The sequence below is a fragment of the Paenibacillus apis genome (assembly GCF_018333295.1).
In the GTDB taxonomy this organism is placed as follows: Bacteria; Bacillota; Bacilli; order Paenibacillales; family Paenibacillaceae; genus Fontibacillus; species Fontibacillus antibioticophila.
On sequence record NZ_BORS01000009.1, the window covers coordinates 81,085 to 103,844 of the forward strand.

Here is a 22,760-nt window from a genome sequence, read left to right on the forward strand (position 1 = left end):
CGGCACTTATTTCTCCGCATGAGCGCCCGCTCCTGCTATTTATTGCTTTTCGGCGCTTGTTTCGCTACATGGGCGCCCGCCATAAGCGCCTGCGTGTGAGACGGAGCGCAATTCCAGGCACGGTCGATATGTATGCCTCCGGCGAAAAAAGAATCGTGCAAAGTGCTGTGTGTGCTTTGCCCAAGGCTTGCGTGCAGTACCTGCTTGCATGGTACGGGGGACTAGCTTATTTCCATTGCAGCTTATTGCGATGCAGCTTATTGCGATGCAGCTTAGGCTTAGTTATTTGCCAATTGCATTGTACTTGAACTGCAGAGGCGAAGTGATCTGGGCATAAGTGTGAAGTGTTACAAGATTTCTGTAAGAAAGCTACTTCGGAAGCATAAAGCGGAGCGTTCGCCTTTGTGAGCGGATTTCTCCCTTGTTAGAACTTAGTCCAATTAAAGAAATCTGCGAACAACAGCGATCGAAAGTACACTTCACACGTTGCCCCATCTAACTCGTCCTTCGCCTTTCGTTGCATGCCAGTCTCTTAACATAGAAGGGGCTTCCCGCCAGATCAAGTCCTTTGGGAAGCCCTTTTTCTTTTATCACGCCTTAGTGAACATAAATAACTGCTATTGGCGAAACCTGCACAGGAATCTCATGGCCGGCCCGGTCTCTTAGAACCACCTTGGACAATTCAATCACATAATAACCTGGTTCGCTTGCCTCGAACGTCAACCTGCCTAGTGAGCCGGAGCCTGAATAGCCGTCCGTTCCTTCCAGGCTGATGAAGTATTCATAACGGGCTGTCGCGCCGCTTGCATCAAGCGGAGTACCAACTAAGGTCAGCGGTGTATCCGGCTGATGCAGTGCCTGGTGCGCTTCGAGCTCCGGCCCCGCCTGAATTCCGGTCAGCGTCAGACTCGTACTGTATTGAAGCTCTATGCTGGCAGAATAAACGGCTTCAGGAACCGTGAAGAACAGGTCCAGATTGAACGGCTGATGATTGCCGACAGCTCCGGGAGTGGCTGGAACGACTTGCCCCCCGTTGTTGTATTCAATGACTTGAACCGGCTCAATTGCACCATTGCCTGCCAAATCATACACATACACCTCATATTGATTGCGGCCAGGCTGTACCGGCACCTGAATTGTAAATCGGCCGCCTGCATCAATACTGCCGTCTGACTGAATCCATTCCCCGTTCGCATCCTGATACAAAGCGGCCACACCGATTACATCCCCGTACGCAAGACCTCTTTGCAGCACAAATAAATCAATAAGCAGATCACTCGTTACCTGTCCACGAATCGTACCCTCCGGCAATCCGCCGGTGTGCTCCAATTCTCCGAATACCTCCGCAACGGGTGCTCCTGTGTCGATTACTAATGGAGCTGCCTGACTCAATAGAGGCTCTGCCTCTTGAAGCGACGTTCCTGCATATGGGACGACAAAATACAACTCATCCGGGATTGGAGGCGACCAGCCGCTTAATTTATAGCTGTTTGGCGAGAGTCCCTCATCTGCTTCCACAATCGTGCCCAACCATTGTCCTGCTGCCGAGAATAAATCAAGCGAGAAATAAGCCGTATATTCATGAATGGTGAAGGTAATATCCGCAGCATCCTGTACTCCATCCCCATTCGGCGAAATAATCTCCGGCGTTAACGCCAGATCGGATACCACAATCACTTCTGGCGCTTCCCCGACATAGATCGAAACAGGCATCCGGATGATGTGGCTGCTTGCCGGATTTGATAGAATGAGTTCACCTTCTGCATAGGTTTCTGTAGTGCTGGCAGGCACGGTCACCGTAACATCAATAGACTGCTCTCCTCCTGCTGGAACAGATACATCATTGGAAGAAACCGAGAGAGAGATTTCCGACTCGCTATACCACAGGGATTGGACGCTGTAATTCGACGCCACTCCCTTGATATCCTTGATTACCACGCTCTTGGAGGAGGTGCCTCCCAAGCCAACATGACCATAAGACAAGCTGCCGGAGTAATGTGTGGTTGGCAAATTATGCTCAACCGACTCTGTTGCCTCTTCTGTCATAGCGATGGCCGGGGCGTCCAACACCTGATCCAGTGCGATTCTTCCTGCACCCTGATCCATGTGCGTGTATCGAGCACCGGTGCGATCCGTAAGCTTGACTGTATTGTTCATCAGCAATGCCTTAATCTCCGATGGAGCAAGGTCCGGATACTTCTGCTTCAAGAGTGCAACGGCACCTGCCACATGCGGAGCAGCCATGCTTGTTCCATTTTGCGCTTCATACCAGCCCTCATATTCCGGCACACTGGATAAAATAGATACACCTGGAGCCGAAATATCCGGCTTCAGATCGAAGGACGGCTTTGACGGACCTCGCGCACTGAAGCTTGCTATCGTATCCTGCTCTATGGTCTGGCCGAAATTAACGTTGACGATACCTGATGCCAGAGCCGATGCTAGTTGGTCGCCATAGACGCCTGACAAGGCATAGATTGGAATGGTCACATCCGTGCCGCCCAACGTCCCGCTCTCCAGGGCTTCCGGTGAATTGTTGTAAATAATCGCTGCCAATGCCCCCGACTGGATAGCATACAAGGCCTTATCTGCGAAGGAAAATTCGCCCCGTTTGATCAAAGCGATTTTACCCGTCATATCCTTGCCTGCATAATCTGATTCATAGCCAAGCCCAACGTCCACTAATTCATACGTATCAGTCAATGCCTCAATTCCGAAGGACTTATCGAACGTCTCCATAAAGAAGCTGCCGACCAGATCTTCCTCCGCAGTTTCGGCCTGCACAATCGGTGTTAACAGCGGCGGTTTTGATGCTCCCACAGTAATCGCCATTTCCGCACTTCCCGGATCAGCGACAGTCGCTTCATCCGGCCCGGAATTGCCCGCAGCGACCACGGCAACGACACCTGTCTTCACTGCATTATTAACCGCAACCGAATCGGCGGACCGCTCATTATTCGACTCAGAGCCGAGCGAAAGATTAATAATATCCATCCCGTCGTCAACAGCCCGTTCAATCCCGGCAATCACGTCTTCGGTCGAGCCATTGCCGTAAGGACCAAGCACCTTATAGGCGTATAGCTCCGCTTCCGGGGCTACGCCCGTAACCGCCCCTTCTCCCGGGATACCGGTTCCTTGACCGGCAACGATCCCGGACACATGTGTTCCATGGGAAGTGTAGTAAGGCTTTCCGTTCTCATTGACCTCCGGGATCGACGGGTCCGCAGCCTGCGCTTGTTCAAAGTCCTGCTTCGTTGTCTCATAAGGTTCAAGATCCTCATTCACGAAATCATAGCCCCAGTATCCGGAAGGATTTACTACCGCCCCCGTCAGATCAGGATGATCATAGGCAATTCCCGTATCGATGACCCCTACCTTGACGCCCTCTCCGCGAATATTCTCCGCCCACAATAACTCGCTTCCGATAAAGCTTGTACTGCTTGGCGGTTGAAGAACAGATTCTGCAGTCTCCCCTATATCGGTTGCAAATACCGTGCTATTGGGATAAATCGCCTTCACACCGGGCATTTGCAGCAGTTCATCGACACGGTCTGCCGGCAGATTCACGACTACCCCATTGAATACACCGGAATACTCGCGTCCAAAGTTGACCGGCAACCGGTTCAACGCTGCTTTCTTGAATGCTTGCTGCTCCAGATTGATCTTCACCTTCTGGGCTGCTCCTGCCGAAGCGCCGGAGGAGCTGCGTTGCTGGATCTGAGCTTGTCCGGCCTCAACAACTTTAGCCGGTTCTTCCTGCAGCTCTACGATGACAGAGGTTTCTTCAGCAAGGTCTGAATGCGGGACGTAATTCTGCGGCCCTTGCCGGGAGATGCCTTGTTCCTGGTCTGCTTCCAAGGGTTCAAGGGCAAGCGGTCCGCCTATATCGGCAGAACGACGGAAGGATTTCGCCTCCGCCCGCTCCCTCTTGCCAATCTCGATCCCGGTCCGTTCAAAAGGAAGTGCAGCATCCGAAGCGGTTTCCAGTTGAAGCCTGGACTCAATCTTCCTCCCGTCATGATCCAAATAGACGGTTCCTTCTTCAGCCCTAACGCCTGGCATCAAAAGCGTAAATGCCAGCATAAAGCTCATCAAACCTGCGACTGCTCTCCTCTTCATCATCTCATCTCCTCTTGTCTTTAATTAGTGATGTCAAACAAGATGTCGATGATTAATTCATTCGCCACAATCCATAAATCCCCTTTTAATTTTTATGATTTTCTTGAAATATTTATTTTTTGTTACATAATATTACATTCGATGATAAAAAAAGCTCGCCCTATCCTTTATTACTTGGACAGGACGAGCTTAAGCAGCCTATTGTTCAGCCTCGAGCTACTTAATGAAAAATTGGGTATAACTGTGTCCATCCTTGGTCTTCTTGACCTCGAGAATGGCAGGAATGGCCTGTTTTAACTCCTGGACATGAGAGATGACGCCAATCATTCGGCCCGTCTGTTGCAGGTCAATCAGGGTATCAATGGCTTTGTTCAAAGACTCTTCATCCAGTGAGCCGAAGCCCTCATCAATGAACATGGTTTCAAGCGATATCCCGCCCTCATAGGCCTGGATCACGTCAGCCATGCCCAGCGCAAGACAAAGGGAAGCATTGAACTTTTCTCCCCCGGATAACGTCTTCACATCCCGAAGCTGGCCGGTATAGTTATCATAGACATCGAAGCCTAGCCCGCTTTGCTTGCCCCGCTTCTCCATCCGGTCACTACGAATGAGATAGTATTGTCCCCCTGAAATCCGCTGAAGACGTTGATTGGCCTGATGAATAATCTGCTCCAGAAACTCCACCTGAAGATAGCGCTCAAAGGACAGCTTCTTGCTGTTCTCCCCGCGAATCACATCATGCAATCCACGGACCAATTGATATTCCCGTTCAGCCTCCTGCCACTTGGCTTCAGCCGCTTGAATCTGTTCCCCGCTCTCCAGACATTTCCTAAGCTTCTCTCCGGCATCCATCGTGCCTGCCCGGGTTGCTTCGATCCGCTGCTCCAGCTCCTGCATCTGCTCCTCCAATTGGGAGAGCATCAAGCGCTCTTTACCGGCTAGCTCTGCCGATAATTCCTCCAGCCGTTTGCGGTTCAGAGCAACCTCTGACTTATACTCCTCAAGCTGCTGCTGCAGCTCCAAGAACGTCGATTCCGGAAGCTTGGCTTCCTTATACCGTTCTTCGGATGCAAAGCCTGCCCGCTCCAATGCTTCATAATAGCTGAGCTGCGATTTTTTACAGGCCGTCTCCGTGTCGATTTTTAACCGCTCCGCATGCTTACGGGTCTCCGTTGCCTGCAACGAGCGGTCCTGGGCCTCGCGGTAGCGTCTTTGCGCTTCCTGCCAGGAAGCCTCCAATTGCTGCTTACGCTGTTCGGCTTGCAGGATGCCTTGCTGTAATTGCTCCAGGCTTCTTAATTCCTCCGGCACCTCGGCCAGAAGCTGCTCCAGCAAAGCCGACTCGCGGGCAAAGCCTGTCCGCAGCTCTCCCCAATGCTGCTGCAGCTGCTCGCGCGCGGTACGGGTATCCTCCTGGCTGCGTTCAAGCGCAGCCAACTGCTGCTTCCTTGCTGGCATGCCGGCAAGCTCTTCCTTCAGTTGCTTCTCTTCTTCCGCCAGTTGTCTCCCTTGTTGAACAAGACGATCAAAGAGACGCTCCAATTGATCCAGGGAGATTCCCTGCTCGCGGGCAAGCGCCTCCTTCTCCTCCAGCTGCTGCTGCAAGGCTTTGCAGCCTGCCTCTGCCTCCAGGTAGTGCCGCTCCGCGTCTGAACGTACCCGGCGCAATCGCTCCAGCTCTTCACGATCCGGAATGTCTTGCTGCGTCTCCGCCTTCTGAGGATGCTCCATACTTCCGCAGACCGGACAAGCCTCCCCCTTATGAAGATGGCGCGCCAGCAGCCCGGCCTGTCCGCCGATCCAGCGCTCTTCAAGCTTCCTGTAAGCCTGATCCCCTTGCTCGAACGCTGTACGCAGCTCGGTTTGAAGCTGTAGCTGGCCCTTCAACGAAGCGTTCAGCTTCGTCAGTTCCTGAATCAGCTTGGCTTGCTCCCTTAGCAGCCGGAGCTTATCGGTTACAGCAGGCAGCTCCGCCGTTCGCGCTTCACTGACTCCGATCTCTTCACTAAGCTTCTGACGATCCCGAGTTAATCCTTCCAGAATCCCCTGCTGCTCCTCCAGCTTCCGTGCTCCTTGCTTCACCTCGGCATCCAGTTCACGAACGACCCGCTCCTTCTTTCGAAGCTCCTCGGCCTTCGGCAAATAGCCTTGAAGACGCTCAAGTTCACGTGCTTGTTCTTCCCGGACCTGCGCAAGCTGCTCCTCCGCTTTGAAGGCAGTCTCCGCTTCACCTAGCTGCTGCTGTGTCTGATGAAGCGCAGTCTCTGCTTCCGCCAGCAGCTTTGTTCTGCGGGCAAGCTCGTCGACTGCCTCCTGGTAATGCTGCTTATGCACCTGAAGCCGCACGGCTTGAGTTGCCAGCTTCAACCGCTGCTCAAGCTCCTGCATAGCCGGCTCCTCAGCCGCCAGCTGATGGAGCTTACTCGAAAGCTGGTCCAGCAGGTCAAACTGTGCATTCAGCACTTTAGCCTGATGATAATGTTCTGCCAACTGCTTGTGCTGAGCCGTCTCCTGCTCCAGCTTGCCTTTAAGCTGCTTCGTAAGCTCTTCGTAATATAAGACCTCTTCACTCAGAGCCTCAAGAACCTGATGCGCATTACAGAATTCCTGCTGAAATACATGCTCAAGCAATGAACCTTCCCTGACCGGAATCATCTTTTTAATATGATCGATATAGCCATCCCGGGTCTGCTGCAGCGCCAACCCAATCTGCTGCATTTCCTTCCGCTTTACATTCAAATGATCGGCGACATGCTTGTAGATCCCGGTCCGGAAAATCCGCCGCAGAATCTCTTCCTTATCCTCGGTCTCCGAGGTCAGCAGCTTGCGGAATTCGCCTTGCGGCAGCATGACGATCTGGCTGAATTGCTCCCGGGTCAGACCGATCAGCTGCCTGATCTTGTCGTCGACCTGAGTGACAATAAAGCGGTCGGTCAGCGGAACAGGCTCTCCGCCGGAAAGCTGATACAGCTCGTAACGATCTCCTGTAGCCCCTTTATTTCCTTCCTTCACATGGGCGAGCTGCCGGAATACCCGGTACACTTGCCCCTTCAACTCAAATTCCAGTTCAACCGAGGTGTGCACCTGATCCTCTGCAAAATGGCTGCGCAGCATCCGGCTGTCATTGCGGTCTTCTCCACTGGCGCTTCCATAGAGCGCGAAGCAGATCGCATCGAAGATCGAGGTTTTACCGGCTCCCGTATTTCCGGATACCACGAACAGACGGTTCTCCGCCAATTCGCCAAAATCGATAATCTCGGTATCCTTATACGGCCCGAACGCCGTCATCGTCAGCTTGATGGGCTTCATGGCGCTCCCCCTCCTCCAGTGCAATTTCCCGCAGTGTCTCCATCAATAGCCTCTCTGTATCAGAGGATGGAGGGCTTCCCGTCACATCCTCATAGAAAGCCTTAAAGAGCGATAAGCCGTCCATCTTGGCTCTTCCGGTGGTGGAGCCGGCCTCCCGGATCCCGGCCAATTGCTCCAGTGCCGGCTTCCGCTCAACATGCATGGCATTCGGGTAGACAGCACGGATTCGTTCCATCGGCGATGTGACCGCCGCTTGATCCAGCAGCCGGACGAAGACATAATCCTCGTTGACCGGATGGCGCTCCAGGTCCGCGATGAAGCCCTCTACCGCCCGCATATCGCGGCGCGGCGACAGCTCCCTTTTCTCAACGGATACCTTGCCCTCCGCATCCAGCTCCACCATCAAATATCCTTTCTTGTGATGCTCCTCCGAAATGGAATACTTGAGCGGTGACCCTGCATATTGCACATGCTCTTGCCCAACGAAATGAGCCTGATGAAGGTGGCCCAGCGCTGTGTAATGGAAGCCGTCAAAGTGCGCCGCACTGACATGCTCCGCTCCGCCAATCGTGAGAGGCCGCTCCGAATCGCTTGTATTCGGTTCTGCTTCTCCATGAGGGGTCACGAAGGCATGTCCCACAAGCACATGTCTTGCCGCCGGGTCCATCTCCTCCCGAATTCGGTCCGTAATCGCCCGCATCGCATCGTGATGGGAGCGTACCGATTCATCGCCGGTCATAAACCGGACAATTCCAGGCTCCGTATACGGCACCAGATGAAAATCCACCGGGCCGAACTCGTCCTGAAGCCGCGCCGTCTGAACCGGAAGCGTAAGCTCCCCGGCCATATGCAGCCCGGAAGCACGCATAATCCGGTTAGCGAAATTAAGACGTGCCGGGCTGTCATGATTGCCTGCAATCGCCAGAACGGGAACCCGAAGGCGCAGCACGATCCGCTCCAGTATTTCATCCAGCAGCTGCACCGCCTCTGTGGGAGGAACTGCACGGTCATACAAATCCCCGGCGATGATCACGGCATCCGGACGCTCCGTCTCGATCACACCCAGCAATTGCTCCAGCACGAACCGTTGATCCTCGGTCATATAGACCCCCTGCACCAGCTTGCCGAGGTGCCAATCTGCGGTGTGAAGTATTTTCATAATTCAAACCTCCATCTCGCCAATTTCTTCATTTTCGCTCCTCATGCAGGTCTAGCCTTTGCCGCAGCATTTCTTATACTTCAAGCCGCTGCCGCAGGGGCAAGGATCATTGCGGCCTGGCTTGGCGCTTGTCGCCATTGCCGCCGGACGCTCCAGCTCCTTGAGCGTATGTCCGCCAAGACGCCAGAGGCGTGTCGTCTTCTGAATATCCTTCAGCAAGCCAAGAACTTCCTCGCCCTGCCGCTGATGCTTGAATAGGATATCTCTTCGCTCAAACTCATGCAGCAACGCCTCAAGCGGCTCTTCCATCGCACAGAGCATTTGAATATCATCCGCCAAATCCTCTGCAGTGACCTCGTCACATGCCATCCGGTCCTGAACATAAACCTTCAGCGCCTCAAGTTGCGGCGTAACTTCAAAATATCCTCCGTCCGCATAGTTCATCAGCATTTCCTGCCCGGGAATGTAGTGCGGTCTTCCTTTCGTCTGAGAGATCAACTGCTCCAATGTTCCTGCTTCCGCATGGTGCGCAAGGCTGGAATCAACGATGAAGCCGCGCTCTCTGACAAATTCCTGCTCTCTCCGCAACAGGAAAGAGACGGCCTCTTCCATCTGCTGGAGGTTTACCTGTTCTGATGGATGATGCCGATTGAGCATCTCCGTCAGGCTCTCCACGGTAAAGATCCCGTAGAAATGTGTCATAGCCGTGAGGTATTTGAAAATCAGCGACATTCTGCTGCGATTCATTTGGAATACTTCGTCATTCAGACGCGTATAAGCGGCCTTGACTTCCTCCGGCATGACCATAACAACCTGAGCATCGTAGAAAAAAGTAGACACGAAACCGTGCTCCAGCAAAAACCGGTAGTAACCGAAAGGAACCCGCTGTACGGATAATTCTTCCACGCGATAAGCATCCTCAAATACAGCCCACTCTTGTTCATCCAGGATCAGCAGAACGTTAGCCAATTGCTCCGGATCCTGAATTGCTTCTTCTATTGCCGTAAGCTGCTCTTCCTTGGACATCCGGGTCTGGCCCGAGATTTCGTGCGCCTTCGCAAGTGCAGACAGCCTGCCCCGGTTCCATAGCTCCAGACATCCCCGCAGGGTATGCTGAGGGACGCCAATAATGGCCTGCTGTATATTCAATTGCTCGATCGATTCTTCAATTTCATGATTTAACAACCAACTTACCTCCATTGCATAGACTGACTCCAATCTCATTATTCTACCACGAATCCCTCTTCCCTCCATAAGAGGCAATTCAGAAAGTCATCTTTGTGATCAAGGAGCAGTAGAAAAAAAGCAGCCTCCTGTGCAAGTTAGCCACAGTTGACTGCCATTCCTATTAAATAGTGCGTGTTCAAAAAGCGGACTTTTTGAACAACTCCTTATAGCCGGACTTCATATTCGCAGCATTCGTCCCCATTTACATTACACTTGATCTCCTTGACATGCACCGCTTTATTGAAAATCCGGCTCAAGGCCCCCTCCATTATGGCACCTTCCAGATCGCAGACAAGGCTTTCCTCAAGCTCGGGAAGTCCTTTACAGAAGCAATCCTCCACCGCAATATGAAGCTTCCGCTCTTCTTCCAGCACGATGCGCGGATCCCCGATCTGAAGCTCTCGGAAAAAGTCCAGCAGCTCGTCCACAGATTGAACCGGCAAGCTGTCGCCGATCTTTCTGCCAATCGCAGCGGTCGTGCTCTTTCCCTTCAACGGCAGGGCCTGATACATGCCGATCAGACGGATCGCCCGGTACAATTCAAGCGGCACCGAATTCGGCAGCTTCTGCCTGCCTGTCTTTTTCATATCCTCATATGTAAATCCTTGAATGGAATCCCTAGTCTCACGTAAAATACTCATAGCTCTTTTCTCCCTTTCTAGATGGATTTCTTTACATTGTAAGGGAGGTTTATTAGGAGTACGTGACTAGAATCACAAAAAGAACCGGGCAATCATGTTATTTTAAATTAAATTTGAAATATCGTTGAAATTAGCCTCAAGAAAGGAGAACTATTTGGCTATGAGAATTTCCTTGCATTTTGATTCCCATTCCGAGGCTCGGCTGCGCGAGCTTCAGGTTCAGACTCCGTCCGTATTCAAGCTATTATATGACACCGAGGACTGCGGCTGCAACGGAGTTCCCGCCATACAGATTATCCGGCAGCCGCTGGACACCGATTTGCCCATTGACGCGGCCCCCTTCACATTTGTGGTCGATCAGCAGCAAGCCTCCCTGTTTGATGCACAGATGCAGCTTGAAGCGAACCTTCCGCTTCCTTCCTTTAAGCTCAGCAGCCCATCCGGCTTGTTCAGCAGCAATGTCCGGCTGCAGGATCTGCGTTAAAACTTGAACCGCCCCGTTAATTCCTCCATCTCCCGGACGACCTCGTTCAGATCATCGGTCGAATGGGAGATCTGCTCCATCGTCGCCAGCTCCTGTTCAATGGAAGCTGAGATTTCCTCCGTGGATGCCGTCGATTCCTGTGTAATTGTTGCAATGCTATGCATTGCCAGAACCGTACCGTCCTTATCCTGATTCAACTGATGAATTCCCTGGACCAATACTTCAATGCCTTGAATAACCTCGGCCACCGAATGTTTAATCTCGCCAAAGGCTTGTCCGGTATCTGCAGAAGCCTCCGTCGTTCTGCGGGCAAGGCGAGTACCCTGATGCATGTGATTCTGCGTCTTCACGATAGCCCCGTTCACCTGCTGCACAATCCCTTCGATGTTCTGAACAGAGCTTGCCGTCTGCTCAGCCAGCTTCCGAATCTGATCGGCGACTACAGCAAAGCCTCGTCCCTGCTCGCCGGCTCTGGCGCTCTCGATCATCGCATTCAAGGCCAGCAGATTCGTCTGCTCGGATACGGCTCTGATCACAGCGGTAATCTCTGTAATCAATTCCGACTTGGATGCCAGGTCATCCATTTCCTTCCCGATCTCCAGGGTCAGTGCTGCATTGTTATCTACAGCCTCCTGAAGCTCCCGAACACTATTCATACCGGAAATACTCGCTTCGTCGACTTGCTCAATTCGAGCCTTCATCTCTTTGGCTTGATCCGTCAGCCGAATGATCTCATCGGCCAACGTCTGTAATCGATTCAAGCCCTCCTGAGAGTAATTCGCTAGCTCTCCTGCCCCGGCAGCCAGTTCATCCGCAGCTCTTGAAATTTCCTCTGTCGAGCTGGCGCTCTCACTAATAACGGAGCTCAGCATGTGCGAGTTGTCTGCAATCTGCTTCGAGCTGCGCTGGATATTTGTCACCAGGACTCCCAGCGTTTGTCTCATATTAGCCAGATCCCTGGACATCACTCCGATTTCATCCTTCTGTTTGAATTGAAGCTCACAGGTGAAATCGCCTTCCGCATATTTCTTTAATTGCTGCGACATACGGGTAAGCGGATGGATAATTTTCTTAGCGGCAATGATCCCGATCAATACGGCTGCGATCATAATGATCAAAGAAATCGTAAGCGTCCAGACGAAGGATTGCCGGATTTGATCATACATATTTTCCAGAGAGATACCGACATTCAGCACACCGGACAGCTCCTGATTATAGGCGAAGTCCGTTGAAATGTTATAGACCTTCTCACCCGAGGGCATTTGCAGAATCGTCCCGATCGCTTCCTTATTCTCCACTACCTTCGCAACACTGCTGTGAGCAGTTGTTGAGGCTGCCGAGGTTGCATCTCCTTGGCTTGCCGATTGGCCTTGGTCCAACTGGCTGTTATCCGAAACAATCAGATTGGAATTCGAATCCGACAGAGACACGTAGACGATGTTGCCTCCACTGTCCTCTTTGATCGACTGGAATATATTTTGCAGATCCTCCGGATTGAGAATCTCGTCCTGAATGACTGCACGCTTGATATTGGCGACAAGTGTGCTGCCGTCATCCTTCATCTGTCGGGTCACGGATTGTTGAATTTCAAAGGATGATATGGCGGTAAAAGAAATCGTGCATGCCGAGATCAGCACGACGATAATAAGCAATATTTTTCCGGTTAACGATTTAAACATGTTTTTTCGAATCTCCTTCTTCATCAGTTCTGTACCATTTTCAATGAAATTTCATAAAAAAACTGTGATTTATATAATACCTGATCCGGCATGCTGTAAATAAAGGGACTGTCCTAAAACCATCGTAGGTGATTGGGGACACCTTTTTCAAAGTGAGGTTAAGCCGTGCGTTGCGTAACAAGTGTCGATAAGCCCTAAAATGATTGGCGAGGATGTTCGTGCGGCGATTTTAGTGCTAAAAGGCATTAAAATTCGCTGGCGTGGGGCTTGGGCGGCGATTATATTGCAGAATGCTAAAGCTTCAATGCTTGCCAAAAGTAAGTTTTGAGGTCGGGCGGATTTCCCCTCGCTCATAACTTGATCAAGAAAGCCGCAGTGGACGCAAGAAACCAAGGAATCAAGCGAGAGAAGGCCGCTTAGCTCCTTGGTTTCTATATAAATATCACCCTATGTTTCTATATGAATACCACCCTATTTTATTATTAAGGATGTACAGAACTTTACTTTACTTTCGGGATACCCTCTTGTTCATTTCCTCTATGGCAAGATATTCATTAATGAACAATTATCTCATAAATCGACGGTCCATAGGGAGGGAAATGGCGGTCTGTCATGAAAATCCGCACATATCTTCCCCTTATATTTTTCCCGCTCAGGTCAATGAATTGGGTCCATCTGTCATCAACCGCACCCTCCAGCTGGAGGGATTCGACGGTCGTCCAGCCCGAATCATCCGCAGGCAGGGTATCAGCAACCTGAAGCTCCATAGCCGCCGGATAAGCCCGCTCCCAATCCACTTGGATCAGGTTCAGGTCATGTACCTTTTCCAAGTCAATATAGACCCACTCCGTCACACTATTTTGATTGTAGTCCGCTTCCCAGCGCGTGTCGGTGTTTCCATCGGTGATCACTGCGGGATTAAAGCTCGTATTCGAACTAGAGGCAACCACCTTCTTATTAAGTGCAAGATTCTCATCACCGGCAGGGGGCTCCGGCGAAGCCGGAAGCTCCCTCAGGACTACATCATCAATCCAGACAATATGCTCTTGATCTGCAGTTGCTTCATCTTCGAAGATGACATTTCCGAGCAGGAACTTTAGCTCGAATGCAGCATCATTTGCGGGTCTGATGACCGTCCGGTGCTCCTTCTCCCGATTGTCCGTCAACGAGAAGGGCAGCTTGTCACCGCTATACCCCGTAAGCTCGATAAAAATCGGGCGATCCATAGATGACCAAGCTCGGAAGGATAATTCATAAGCTTTTCCCTGCTCAATTTTGACGCCCTTTTGGACGAGCTGGGTATACCAGCTTACGGGCACGGGGTCTCCCCACTCTGTAGTTACGCCGCCATAATAGCTGATCTGAATTTCGGCCGTTCCATCCTTTACTTCAAATTGGGAATCCGGGGGATTATTGACCAGCAGCTCCCAGCCCGCAGTTCCGGCAGAGAAGCTGCCATTTGCCAGCAGGTTGCCATCCCCGGCAATCATCGTCTGAGTTACTTTGGTATAGGCGTATCCGTCAGCCAGAACCTTCACCGTATAACTGCCCGAATCCGGGAATACCTCGGCGGCCAGTTTAAGCCGGCTCGCTTCTACCGTATATTGGTCCGCTTCAAGCGGTTCATCCTTTACAAGGACTGTGCGAATATGGCTGCGCCAATCCGGATGATCTGTAAAGGTCAGCTCAATAGGCTCACCAATCCTATTATCGATTTGGTCTGCCTTAAGAAGCGGCGGACGCTTGAGAGGAGCGTCCTTCATTTCGAGCACCACGTTCCGGATTGAAACCTCATGGGCATTTGGAAGCTTGGCATTGCCCAATTGCAATTTGAACGTGGACAATTCATTCTTCGTAACTTTGAATGTATAATCATAGGTCTTCCAAGCGGTTCCGAGAGCGATGCTGCCCGAGTCAAACTGGCGCTGATAGGCCGCATCCTCCAAGGTGAGCAGCGCATTTCTGGCCTCCGAGGATTTAGCCTCGAAGGACAGCTTGTAAGTGATTCCTTTACTCAGCTCGAGACCCGGCTGCATCAGCATCACATTCCAGTCCTGACCTCCAGAATTGGCAATTTGGATGGTTGCCGTCCGATCTTCCGTGTGAAAGGTTGCGGATGCATCCTGAACGAACGGCTCCCAGCCTTCTAAATCCGATTCAAATTGCCCATTAATCAACGGATACATACTAATCTCGCTATAATCCACGTTATGATTACTCTTTCGAATCAGCGAGATCTGATCCAACTTGATTGAAGCGGGGCTTCCCCCCAATTCGAAAATCAATTGACTCTCTTGATCGCTAACCCCTTCCGGCATCGTAAACCCTACAATTTTATTAGTCATTGCGACTCCCACACCTATGGTGCTCTCGTGGTATGTGGTCAGGCCATCCTTGCTGGCCAGCTTGACGTTAATTCCGCGCACTGCATCGGATCGGGCATCGAAGGACAGCTCATATTCATCGCTCTGAAGCAGCTCGATCCCCTTCTGGATGAGACGGACAGATTCTGGACTGCCGCCGCCGTCAGCGATCCTCACGTTTAAGGCCCGCTCCTGAGGATCGACGCTTGCCTGAGCAGTCGCCCCTTCGGCAAGGAAGTTCCAGAACGTCATCCGATCCATCGTCCCCAAGTCAAATGAACCATTATACACGTGGTTTCCATTTTCAAGAGGCGTCTTGATCCCGTTGGGTTCTACAAGCTGTTCAACCTCTTCCAGCCTGACATTGCCGATCCATACCGTATTTGTGTCCAGCCCCACATTGAACTCCAGCCGGGCTGTCACATCCGTGGGATGAGACATCTGGAAGCGATATTCAAAATGCTGCGGATCCGCATCTGAACTTAATACGGTGTCGAAATTATCCGAATAAGCTGCCCATCCGTTATCTGCATCCCCGCCCAGCTTAACCGCAATCGAGCGGTTAGCCGAAGCCTTGGCATCAAAGCTGAGCTTATAGATGCGTCCTTTGACCAGAGGCACATGCTGAATGAGTTGGAGCGAATAATTTTGGTTACCGCCATTGGTTGGTATGATTTTGACAAAAGGACTCTGGTTTATCGGTTCAATAGCCGCCGAACCCGCCCCGCCAAATTCAGGGGTATGCAGGAAGTTCCAGTCGTCCGGATCAAGCGCCTGTCCTGGCACTGTGATATCGTTAAGCCCACGTTCAAAGTTGGGATCGGAAATATAGCTTCCATTTATCGGCTTCCGTGCTTCTGCCGGAATCGGATCCTTATTCAGCACGGGTTCTACCGGCGTTCTGTATGGTCTGCCCGCCAATTCATAAGCCCGAACATAGTCGACCTCCATTTGAGCGGGAAGCTTCGAATCCGGAGGGATCCGGTTTCCGTCATAGGTTCCTCCGACCGCCAGGTTCAGGATCATATGAAATGGCTTATCGAACGGCGCAGGGAATGCGTATTTATCCGGCTGGCCTACGCCCTGACTGCTCCATTCATTCAGCTTGTAATACAGCTTGCCGTCTACATACCAGCGAAGCTCTCCCGGCTCCCATTCCACAGCGTAGATATGGTAATCGCTATCGATGGACTGGCCTGCCGGAAAGTCATATTCGCCTCCGACGTACTTGTTGTTGGGCCATGCCTTTCCAAAGTGAGCCGTCCCGCCAACAACCTCAGGCAGTCTCCCCCTGGCTTCCATAATATCGATCTCGCCTGAGGAGGCCCACACACCGTATTCACTATCCTGCGGCATCATCCAGAAAGCAGGCCAGAGTCCCTCGCCCACCGGCATTTTTATTTTAGCTTCAAATTTCCCATAGGTTTTCGAGAAGGTAGGGGAGGTCCAGATCCGGCCGGACGTGTAAGGCTTATTCTCCACATGCTCCTTCCTTGCGGTAATCGTCAGCTTGCCGTCCTCAACCTTGATATTATCCCTTGAGTAATACTGCTGTTCTTCATTGCCCCAGCCATCCAGCCCGTACTGAGAGCCCGTTCCTTCCTGATACCCCCATTTATCGAGGTCAAGGCCATTGCTGTCCAGATTGCTTCCGCTATTGTCGAACTCATCGCTCCACACCAGCCTCCAGAGCTCCTTGTTGCCATTATCGGTTCCACCGCCACCGTTATTGCCGCCTCCTCCAGATTGTCCCCCAGGCACTGCAGGAGCTTGCGGGGTCGGTACGGTGCCTGCTGGCGCCTTCCCCTTTTCAGTCAGCTGGCCTTCAATGACCTGATAGATCGTACCCGGCGTTAAAGCTTTGCCGCCTAAAGTAACATTTTTAGCCGTATCCTGGATGGTCAACTGTTCAATTGTAGAGGTCTCATTCAACATGATTACCGCATCACTGGATAAGGTTAAATGTCCGATCATGCTTCCATCCACGATGAATTCAACGCTCTTACCGTACTGGCGAGCAATCTCTACGGCGGCAATTGTGGAATTGCTAACACGAACAGAATCTCCTCCGTTCACATACATTGTTCCTTTTACCGTCACGCCCTCCAGCGAAATTCCCTTGCCGTCAGCTCCCGGTGTCACCAGCAAGTTTCCTGCGATTGAAGAGTCTTCCAACGCAACCTCCTGGCTCGCAATCAGCATGTTTCCAGTTGCTGCAATTCCCGAGTATTGCCCCGGCTGATGGATAATCTCTCCGGCCGCACGATCCAGCAGCACGAGGAGCTCGGCACGTGATATGACCGCCTGAGGACGAAGTGTTCCGTCGGGAAAGCCCTTCATACTTCCAGCAGCAACTAGCGCGGACAGCGCGTCAGCCACATAAGAAGCAACCTGTTCTTTATCCTGAAAGCCTTCTAACGAAACCGGATTCGAATTACTCAAATAAAACAAGGCTCCGATCACTTTAGCTGCATCCTGACGGGTAACCCTTCCGCCCGGCTTGAAGCTTCCATCCGGATAGCCCGCCATATATCCTGCTTCTTTAGCGGCAGCTACATGACCCGTATACCATTTTCCTTGCTCTACATCGATGAAGCCTCCTCCAGTATTCCCTCCATCTGTCTTATAGCCGAATAGAGCATTGACCAGTTTGACTAGTTCAGCGCGGCTCACCTCATCTCCCGGCCTGAACTTTCCCTCGCTGCCTTCAGCAATTCCAAGTGCGGCCCACTTTCTGATCTGTTCCCCGGCCCAATGACCTTGCACATCGCTAAACGGCGAATTTATAGCTCCGCTGGTCTGAGCCGCAGCCATACTGCCCAAATCAGCCAGCAAGCTTCCAAACAGCATGAGAACAAGCAGAATAGCCATAAACGGTCTGAGCATTTTTTTACCGGATACCATCATCATAAGACTGTCTCCCCCTTCTTAGATTCCTGTTCGATTCCTAAACCGGTTTCGCAAATAAGATAACAAAGGGCATGATAGCGCTTACCATCTGTGGAACAATCCGAACTCTTCAGCCAGAAAATGTCCTCCTTCCAAACCTGAATCTCTCCTGTGCTGATTAGTTTAGCCTCTCTTTATTTCAAGGACAATCCCTTTGACAAAACATCTATGAAAGTTGAAGAAATCGACAGACTCTATAACCTACTCCTAAGGCGCCTCATCAAAAATCTTGTTTTTTTGAGCTCTCGTACCTCAGCTCCTATAGCTTGCTTCTGGATTTAATATATAGGAAGAAACAGAACTTACACCCGATTTAGCTCAAAATTAAAGAGACAAAACCCATAGGAATTAGTCGCACTAAACTGGAAGAAAAGAGCAGTTTATTCCATACCGGAAACGATTCAGTTATTTGTTGAAACAAATATTTAAAAACGGGTAGACGCCATTTCTGGTAGTGGTATAATCGCTTTAGTTTGTTGATTGGGTACAGAATTTTTTCTCTTCAACATGAATCAAAACAAACCAAAGCGGGTGATGGAATGTTCGAACTAAAATGGCTATGGCAAAATCTTGAGGGTAACCGGGCACGGTATATTCTCGCGCTTTGCCTCTCGGTGGTGGGCTCCTCTCTGATGATTGCGAACCCCTACATAGGCCAACAAATTGTCGACACGTTTATTTCGGGCGACAATGCAATTCAGAACCTGACAGATAAGCGGGGCTTGCTCATCACGCTCTGTCTGGCTATGATCGGCTTTACCCTGTTAAGAACAGGGGTGGCTTATGTTACGACGATGCAATATGAACGCGCTTCACAGAACATGCTTTACGATGTGAGAATTTATCTGTACAACAAGATTCAAGGCCAGGACATGCATTATTACGATCACAATCGAACCGGGGATCTTATGACAAAGATGACCGGGGATCTCGACATGGTGCGGCACTCCTTATCATGGATTATCAAGACGATCATCGAATCGCTCACAATTTTCCTTGTAGCCGTCATCTACTTTTTTTCGATTGATGTGCAACTGACCTTATGGCTGCTGATTCTGTCGCCTGCTATCTTTGCGGTAGCCTTCCTGTTCGCCAAGAAGGTTCGTCCAATGTATGTAGACCTGCGGGAAAGACTCTCGCAGTTGAATACGACAACTCAGGAGAACATTGCGGGAAATCGGGTGGTTAAAGCCTTTGCCCGCGAGGATTACGAAGTGGAGAAATTCACCGAGAAAAACATCAACTATTCTCAAGCGAATAAAAAGGCAGCTCTCGTCTGGCTTGATTACTTTCCTTATCTGGAAACCTTTGCGCAAGCCTTTGGCGTGACACTGTTGTTCGTAGGCGGTCTGTTCGTCATGAACGGCCGAATTACCTTCGGGGAATTCGCAGCCTTCTCCTCTTTGGTGTGGGCCATTTCCAACCCGATGCGTAATATCGGGATTATAATCAATGACTTCCAACGGTTTTTCGCCAGCTTGAGCAAAATTATCGAGGTCTATTATGCCAAGCCCGATATTGTCAACGAGCATAAGCTGACGGAGATGCGCCGTTATGAGGGCCGCATTCAATTTGATCATGTAAGCTTCAAGTATGACGGGATTGAGGTGCTCCATGATGTCAGCTTCACGATTAATCCTGGCGAGACTATCGCTATAATGGGGTCGACCGGTTCAGGCAAAACCACGCTGATCAACCTGATCCCGCGCTTCTACGATGTTTCAGAGGGGACGGTGCGGGTTGACGGCAAGGATGTCCGCAAGCTGGAGCTCGATGAATTGCGCGGAAATATCGGGATTGCGACCCAGGATGTACTGCTCTTCTCCGATACCATTGACGGGAATATCGCATTCGGGAACCCGGATTTATCCGAAGAGGATACGGTTCATAATGCTCGTCTTGCGGCCGCCCATGACTTTATTCTCAAAATGCCTGATGGCTACGATACGATTGTCGGGGAACGCGGCGTGGGCCTGTCCGGCGGACAGAAGCAGCGGATTGCTCTTGCCCGGGCGCTGGCCGTTCATCGTCCGATTCTGATCCTCGACGATACGACCTCGGCAGTCGACCTGGAGACAGAGGAGCATATTCAGAAGAGCCTGCGTGAGCTGGATTATCCTTGCACCAAAATTATTATTGCTCAGCGCGTATCCACAACAGCGCAAGCTGACCGCATCTTGATCCTGGACAATGGTCGTCTGGTCGAGGAAGGCTCACATAAGGAGCTGCTGGCGAAGCGCGGATACTACTATGATGTATTCATGCTCCAAAACGAAGGAATCGGAAGGCAGGTGACCGGAAATGGCACGAAATAAATTCGACATCGACGAAAATCTGGAGTCACCATTTGATATACGGCACTTTCGCCGGGCCATGATCTATATTAAAAAACAGAAAAAACCGATGATTATCGCCTTCATTTTGAGTGCTCTGTCCGCGGCGATCGCGTTGTCTGCACCGCTTATCATGCAGCACGTAGTCGACGTAACCATTCCGGCAAAGTCTGTAGGATCGCTGTTCGGCTGGTCTGCACTGATGCTCGCGACCATTGTTGTCAGCGTGTATCTTGCGACGATCCGCTCCCGGATCATGACCCGTGTCGGACAGGACATTATCTTCGATATCCGGACGGATCTGTTCAAGCACCTGCAAGAGCTGCCGTTCAAATATTATGATGATCGTCCGCAAGGTAAAATCCTGATCCGGGTAGTCAACTACGTTAACTCGGTGTCCGATGTGTTGTCGAACGGAATTATCAACTTTATTCTTGAAATGCTTAACCTGATCTTTATCGCGGCATTTATGTTCGCCGTCGACGTAAAGCTCTCCTTCGTCATTCTTGCCGGACTTCCCGTCTTCCTCGGCATTATGCTGCTTATCAAGAACAAGCAGCGCCGGGCTTGGCAGGCCGTATCGAACAAAAGCTCGAACCTGAACGCATATCTGCAGGAGAGCATCAGCGGTATCCGGGTGACACAAATTTTCTCCCGGGAGCAGCATAATGAAGGTATCTTTACCCGACTGGCAACCAATTTCCGTACAGAGTGGATGAGAGCATTACGCTACAACGCCTTGATTCCATTCTCGGTGGATAACCTGGCAACCATCGTGTCCGCCTTGCTCTATCTGGTTGGGCTTCTGGCCCTCAGTCCACAGGATGTTACCTTTGGGGTTATTCTCGCTATGAGCAGCTATGCCTTCCGGTTCTGGCAGCCTATTCTTAACCTGTCTAACCTGTACAATAGCTTCATTAATGCCGTTGCCTATCTGGAGCGTATATTTGAAACCCTGGATGAGCCGGTAACGGTGAGCGATGTGCCTGACGCCAAAGAACTGCCGCCCGTACAAGGCAGAGTCACCTTTGACAATGTGACCTTTGGTTATGACCCTGGGATTAACGTACTGGAAAACCTGAACTTCGATATCAAGCCTGGCGAGAGCATTGCCCTTGTCGGCCCTACCGGAGCAGGCAAGACGACTGTCGTCAACTTGATCTCCCGCTTCTATAATCTGACCGGCGGAAAGATTCTGATCGATGGGCAGGACATCTCCCAAGTTACCTTGAAGTCGCTTCGCAGTCAGATGGGTATTATGCTTCAAGATAGCTTTATTTTCTCGGGAACGATCCTGGATAATATCCGCTACGGACGTCTGGATGCCACGGAAGAAGAGATTATTGCTGCCGCGAAGACCGTGTGTGCGGACGAATTTATTCGAGAATTCGAGGACGGCTACTTGACCGAGGTGAACGAACGCGGCTCCAAGCTATCGCAGGGCCAACGCCAGTTGATCTCCTTCGCCCGGACATTGCTTGCCGATCCGAAGATTCTGATCCTGGACGAAGCGACCTCGTCCATCGATGCCAAGACAGAACGCCTGTTGCAGCAAGGTCTGAACGAGCTGCTCAAAGGCCGCACCTCGTTCATCATTGCGCACCGTCTGTCTACTGTCAGAAACTGCGACCGAATCATGTACGTATCGGACAAAGGCATCGCCGAATCAGGCTCGCATGACGAGCTGATGGCGAAGCAAGGTCTGTACCACCGACTGTACAGCGCACAGAAGATGGAAGTCGTATAATAAAGATATTATATAAGTTGAACTAAAAATATGGCTGCTGGGGGCAACGTGTGAAGTGTTCTTACGATCGCTGTTGTTCCCGGATTTCTCTGACTGAACTAAGCCATTTGAAGGTAGAAATCCACTCACAAAGGCGATGTTCTTATATAATAGGACTGTTCACTACTACAAGACCCCTGATCCTTATTGGCTCAGGGGTCTTGTAGTAGGCTTGGTTAGGTAAGCAATTTGTTTATCATCGCACGTATCTCATTCATTTTGTCATTCCCTAAATGTCCGAATTGACTAGTCACGATTTTCTTTGAGAACGTATATATCTTATCAACTCGGACAACGGATTCGGTTTTCAGTCTTCCTTCGGATAAATCATCAGGAGCAATTAAAACTGAAAAATCACGCATACTAATATTCGAAGTTATCGCCGCAACGATAATATCTAGGCTCGTATGGTTATATAAATCGTTCGAAAGAACAAGAACCGGTCTTTTCTGACGGAAGAAAGTCACTAAAAGGAAATGGAATAAGTAGAATATCTCCGGCTCTATACCTCATTCCATACCTCGTCATCCACCGGATTGTTCCAGAAATCCATGCTCGTTTCACTTATACGTTCAGGTTCCTTAAGTTCCTTTTGTTCACGTTTCATTTGCAAATATTTAATGAAATCATACACTTCTTCTGCATCTTGATCATGAATGCCGTCAATTAGTTCCTTCAAATCCTCCCTATTCACACTCAAGAAAGACACCA

At 50.8% G+C, this 22,760-nt stretch carries 12 protein-coding genes; 3 read left to right on the top strand and 9 right to left on the bottom strand.

Annotated features, from left to right (window positions below; translation table 11 throughout):
* Nucleotides 1–597: 597 nt before the first annotated feature.
* The 5 genes from KI362_RS14130 to KI362_RS14150 all read right to left on the bottom strand — a co-directional run bounded on the left by KI362_RS14130 (nt 598) and on the right by KI362_RS14150 (nt 10,455).
* Nucleotides 598–4,119 carry a S8 family serine peptidase gene (locus KI362_RS14130; protein WP_301627902.1) on the bottom strand — a complete coding sequence of 1,174 codons (3,522 nt, stop codon included), beginning with the start codon at nt 4,117–4,119 and terminating at the stop codon, nt 598–600.
* 216 nt (nt 4,120–4,335) lie between these two features.
* Entirely contained in the window at nt 4,336–7,428 is a 3,093-nt protein-coding gene (locus KI362_RS14135; protein WP_301627903.1) for an AAA family ATPase, read from the bottom strand.
* Nucleotides 7,385–8,587, bottom strand: coding sequence for an exonuclease SbcCD subunit D (locus tag KI362_RS14140; RefSeq protein ID WP_301627906.1), 1,203 nt, complete (start codon nt 8,585–8,587; stop codon nt 7,385–7,387). The genes KI362_RS14135 and KI362_RS14140 overlap by 44 nt, the downstream gene beginning before the upstream one ends.
* A gap of 51 nt (nt 8,588–8,638) precedes the next feature.
* Nucleotides 8,639–9,772, bottom strand: coding sequence for a YecA family protein (locus KI362_RS14145; RefSeq protein ID WP_301627910.1), 1,134 nt, complete (start codon nt 9,770–9,772; stop codon nt 8,639–8,641).
* 206 nt (nt 9,773–9,978) lie between these two features.
* Nucleotides 9,979–10,455: a V4R domain-containing protein gene (locus tag KI362_RS14150; RefSeq protein WP_301627912.1), complete on the bottom strand. Its 477-nt coding sequence runs from the start codon at nt 10,453–10,455 to the stop codon at nt 9,979–9,981.
* Between the two features lie 160 nt (nt 10,456–10,615).
* Between KI362_RS14150 and KI362_RS14155 the strand changes: the two genes are divergently transcribed.
* Nucleotides 10,616–10,939 carry an iron-sulfur cluster biosynthesis family protein gene (locus tag KI362_RS14155; RefSeq protein ID WP_212938833.1) on the top strand — a complete coding sequence of 108 codons (324 nt, stop codon included), beginning with the start codon at nt 10,616–10,618 and terminating at the stop codon, nt 10,937–10,939.
* Here the strand turns inward: KI362_RS14155 and KI362_RS14160 are convergent.
* The gene (locus KI362_RS14160; RefSeq protein ID WP_301627921.1) at nt 10,936–12,618 is read right to left on the bottom strand and encodes a methyl-accepting chemotaxis protein; all 1,683 of its coding nucleotides are present in this window, start codon (nt 12,616–12,618) and stop codon (nt 10,936–10,938) included. The two genes, KI362_RS14155 and KI362_RS14160, sit on opposite strands and share 4 nt — an antisense overlap.
* 554 nt (nt 12,619–13,172) lie before the next feature.
* Nucleotides 13,173–17,891 carry a carbohydrate binding domain-containing protein gene (locus tag KI362_RS14165; RefSeq protein ID WP_301627922.1) on the bottom strand — a complete coding sequence of 1,573 codons (4,719 nt, stop codon included), beginning with the start codon at nt 17,889–17,891 and terminating at the stop codon, nt 13,173–13,175.
* 578 nt (nt 17,892–18,469) lie between these two features.
* Here KI362_RS14165 and KI362_RS14170 point away from each other — a divergent pair.
* Both KI362_RS14170 and KI362_RS14175 read left to right on the top strand, forming a co-directional pair.
* Entirely contained in the window at nt 18,470–20,245 is a 1,776-nt protein-coding gene (locus tag KI362_RS14170; protein WP_301627923.1) for an ABC transporter ATP-binding protein, read from the top strand.
* Nucleotides 20,232–22,010 (top strand): ABC transporter ATP-binding protein, encoded by a 1,779-nt coding sequence (locus KI362_RS14175; protein WP_301627925.1) that lies wholly within the window; start codon nt 20,232–20,234, stop codon nt 22,008–22,010. The genes KI362_RS14170 and KI362_RS14175 overlap by 14 nt, the downstream gene beginning before the upstream one ends.
* A 215-nt stretch (nt 22,011–22,225) precedes the next feature.
* Here the strand turns inward: KI362_RS14175 and KI362_RS25565 are convergent, their stop codons facing one another.
* Together KI362_RS25565 and KI362_RS14180 are read right to left on the bottom strand one after the other, a co-directional pair.
* Nucleotides 22,226–22,516: a type II toxin-antitoxin system PemK/MazF family toxin gene (locus KI362_RS25565; RefSeq protein WP_374705668.1), complete on the bottom strand. Its 291-nt coding sequence runs from the start codon at nt 22,514–22,516 to the stop codon at nt 22,226–22,228.
* A gap of 35 nt (nt 22,517–22,551) precedes the next feature.
* Nucleotides 22,552–22,743, bottom strand: a complete 192-nt coding sequence (locus tag KI362_RS14180) for a DUF2281 domain-containing protein (RefSeq protein WP_301628179.1) — start codon at nt 22,741–22,743, stop codon at nt 22,552–22,554.
* Nucleotides 22,744–22,760 lie beyond the last annotated feature (17 nt).